Source organism: Thauera aromatica (genome assembly GCF_023093595.1).
Taxonomy (GTDB): domain Bacteria; phylum Pseudomonadota; class Gammaproteobacteria; order Burkholderiales; family Rhodocyclaceae; genus Thauera; species Thauera aromatica_A.
Window position 1 is genome coordinate 1 of record NZ_JALLIK010000047.1, and the last position, 3,471, is coordinate 3,471.

The 3,471-nt window shown below is 57.0% G+C and carries 3 protein-coding genes; 1 reads left to right on the forward strand and 2 read right to left on the reverse strand.

Features of this window, described 5'->3' with window-relative positions:
* Positions 1-251: 251 nt before the first annotated feature.
* A complete protein-coding gene (locus MXC99_RS00575) occupies positions 252-965 on the reverse strand; it encodes a hypothetical protein (protein WP_247723700.1) in 714 nt (237 codons plus the stop codon).
* A gap of 227 nt (positions 966-1,192) precedes the next feature.
* On the opposite strand from MXC99_RS00575, the gene MXC99_RS00580 reads away from it, so the two are divergent.
* Positions 1,193-1,600 (forward strand): hypothetical protein, encoded by a 408-nt coding sequence (locus tag MXC99_RS00580; RefSeq protein ID WP_247723701.1) that lies wholly within the window; start codon positions 1,193-1,195, stop codon positions 1,598-1,600.
* 209 nt (positions 1,601-1,809) lie between these two features.
* Here MXC99_RS00580 and MXC99_RS00585 read toward each other — a convergent pair.
* Positions 1,810-3,471, reverse strand: a 1,662-nt coding sequence (locus MXC99_RS00585) for a DUF3987 domain-containing protein (RefSeq protein WP_247723702.1), incomplete at its 5' end; no start/stop codon positions are given.

Consider the following 3,471-nt stretch of genomic DNA (forward strand, 5'->3'; position numbering starts at 1 on the left):
CGAAAGACGGCAGGAAAGCGCTTCATGCCAAACCACGCCGGGGTTCTTCAGAGTCGATTTTTTCCAGCCAAGCTGGAAGCCGAAGGTGATGACGCAATTTTCAACACCCTGTTAGGGCTTGTCATGCCTTTCTTCCAGTTCGGACTGCCCGGCGGCGGCGAGGTGTTGGGCTGGTAGCTCTTCAACCAGTCGGGTTGAACTATTTCGGTCATTGGATGAACCCCTTTGATGTCATCAAGTGCCGATCAGCGTTAGCCGAGGTCTTGCAGCACGAACGCCTTCTCAGCGTTCGTTTTGGCTTGACGAAGCGCGGCGGCCTTGTGCGGCGGTGCGCCGACTGCTTTCTCAAGCTCTTTGAAGACCAGTCCCGCACGTTCTTCGATCATTTGCTTCGCGCCCTTCATCGCCTTGAGGCGCTGTGCAACCTCCGGCGCGCTGCGCTCGTTCCAGAATCGAACGTAGGTAGCTTGGAAGTTCGCATCGAGACCGGACAGGTATGCAGGCGCGCCCAGCAGTGCGCTGACGGTAGTGTGGTCACCGTCATCAATGGCCTGCTGGATAAATGCGTGTCGCTTCTCGTTGGGCAGGTTCTTCGCATAGGTACGAATCTCGGCGCTGATGCTTTGCGCTGCCTTCGATTCAATGGGTGCGGCAAGCTGTTGCTCCAGCATTGCAATGCCCTTTTCGAGATTCGAGCGGGTTACGTCGAAGCTCTTGCAGATTTTGTTGAAATGCTTCTGCGCGAAGTCATCGGTGTGGATGACCTGCATCGCCTCATTCCAGGTCGGATTCTGGGCGGCAGCTTCTCGGGCTGACCACACAGCGCGCACACCTTCATAGGCGGTGCTGAATGCGGTCATGGTCGGGCCGAGGTACGGCGCGGTCTGCTCGTCGAATCCGTCAATGTTCTTCACGTTGTCGGGGTGAAGCGAGGGACTAATACGCGGATCAATGTTGTCTGTCATGGCGAAACTCCTTTGATAAATAGGCGCGTTTTTGTACGCAGTGCTTACATGCTGTGAAAGATCAGCGAAGGTCCGCAAGGAAAACAAAAACATGCAAACAGCGAACAAGTAATTCAGCGTTATTCGTTCTTAATCCTGTCGCTGTCGCATGCGTCCAAAAAGTCGTTGCCGCTTCTCGGAGACCTGTCTTGCAATACGCCTCCATCAACTTGCGAAGGAGCAACGACATGACCGACAAGACCTACACGAAACGCGAGAACGCCCGCCGCGCGGGTGTTGCTGCTGGGGTGCCTGCCGAACTGGTGGAGATCACCGTTCACAAGAGCGGCGACGAGGTGCGCTTCGGCTGGAAGGCAATGGAAGCACCGGCACCCGCTACCGCCGACGCTGTGTTGACCACAAGCAAGCCGAAGAAAGCAGCCCCGAAGCTGGAGCGCGTCGAGCAGAACGGTGTTAAGCGCCCGAAGGATGGCGGCCTGTGCGCTGCTGTCTGGGCATGGTTGGACGCGCACCCGGAAGCAACGATCAAGGACGCGAAAGCCGCTGCACCGGAGAACGGCTGGAACGCGAACAACGTGGCCTGCGAGTTTTACGCTTGGCGCAAATTCAACGGCCTGTCACGCGCTACCGCATAACCGGAGGCCGGAACTGTTGGACGATATAGAATTTAGGCCGTTTAGGCGTTTAGAGGGTGCAGGCAGCGCCATGCAGCACCAACAAACTACACCCCTTTCTAAACTTTTAAATTTCTATATTTTGTATGCAAGTACATGCGCAGCAAGCACTTAGCGCTGACTCGCGTATAGATCGCCGCCTAGTTTGTTAGACGGCGATCTATGTCCGTTCATTGAGGCAGCTTCAAAATGAGAAACGCCTTGCCGAATTCGCTGTACTGCTCGACCAGTACGTCCTTTTTCACTTCCGTGGTGTAGCCGCTGTCAGCAAGGCTGCGCAATGCGTGGTCAAGTGCAGCGGTAGCGCTTCCCGACCTGTGCTTCTGGAAGGCTGGTAGCGAGGCGGTGCGCCGCTGGAGATACGCACGCGGAATGATTGAATTTGCCCGCATGCTGGGGTGAATCTTGTACCCCTTAGAAGGTTCCTCTACGAGATACTCCTTCATGATGGAGAGCAGCTTGCGTTCACATACGTCGCTTCCCTCGCCAATATCACCACTGCGCAAGCGCTCGCTGAATAGAGCGATGTCGTGCCGGATCAGGTCAATCGCCCATTGCGCGTGCTCGACATTGACGCACGGGTGAACGTGGTTATCAGCTACCGCGAGCAGCGCCGCGATGCGTAGTGACTTTAGTTGTGCGCGGTTCCACATCTGACGGCGTGATTCATCGTCAGTGCTATTCACCTCGGCGTCACATTCCTGGTCGAACTGATCGAATAGCTCCGTAGCTGGCTCATCGAACTGCACGGGCAAAGGCTTTCCGTTTGATGCGAGCAGTTGGGCGTGAGCTGTCAGCGAGGCGAACCATTGCGCCCATGCGTCCGGCAGTTCGGTGAAGTAATGCGGGTTTCTCGGTGGGCGCTGGCCTGTGTATTCCACGACCGTGAAGCGAGATAGAAAGCCGTCCTCCATCATGTCGGAGGTTAATGCTTCCCGGAAGGTGCCCGGCGTAGAGTCGCCTATCATGCTGTACGACGCGCCGACGATGCTGGCGACGTTGTTATCCTTGTTGCTGTAGTCGATCCCGCCAGCAATGGCGTTAGGGCCGGACTTGGAATAGATCTTTGTCATGACAGAGCGCAGGCTCTGCATTGCGGGGTCTTTGCCGTTGCTCATGGCTTTGAGCTTGCGTCCAAACTCGCCCGCTATGTGGGTAAAGCAAGGAGCGTTGGCGACTGCCTTCGTCAGCGCTTGCCCGGAGGCATATTCGTTAAAGCTGAAGTGTGCTTCCACGTCCTGCCGATACTTTCCCGCGCCGTGAATGAACATGGAGATGCCTTCTGACATTGCCTCCTTGCCAATACCGCTACGCGCCAGCAGGACGATATAGACGTTCAAGCCTGATTTCGGGATTACCCAAGACCGACCGCATACGCCAGCAAGTAGCCCAAGTGCAGAGACAATGGCGACCTCCGGCACGGGGCGCATTGAACTGGTGTAGATCAGATTGGCAATGCTGCCCGCTATTCCCGGCGGCCAAGCAAGCTGGCCTTCCTTGCGCGCTGGCGCAGGCCCCACAGCGGCGGCAGGGGCCGCGATCAGCGCTGCGCCAGTGCTACCCCCTTGGCGAGCTTGGTACTCCCGTACAGCCTCGGCTTCTACCGCTGTCCAGTGCGCAAGCTCTGCTTGCAAAATATCCGAGCCGTCAGACGCGGCTTGTCCTACGCTATGCGTGCTGTGCATGTTGTTCCTCTCTAAAGCCGTCCTGACCCGACGGCTTTTTTCTTGGTGCGCCCGGCAGGGCGCACTCACTTGGAGGTGAAAGTCCTCTACTCGCCCGGCAAGGGGAAGAGTTAGCTGAACGGCAAGGGTGTCGCGGGTAACTGCGAA

Excerpts from the sequence above, each read along its gene's own strand:
- MXC99_RS00575 (WP_247723700.1), bottom strand. The coding sequence starts at position 965 with ATGACAGACAACATTGATCCGCGTATTAGTCCCTCGCTTCACCCCGAC.
- MXC99_RS00580 (WP_247723701.1), top strand. The coding sequence starts at position 1,193 with ATGACCGACAAGACCTACACGAAACGCGAGAACGCCCGCCGCGCGGGT.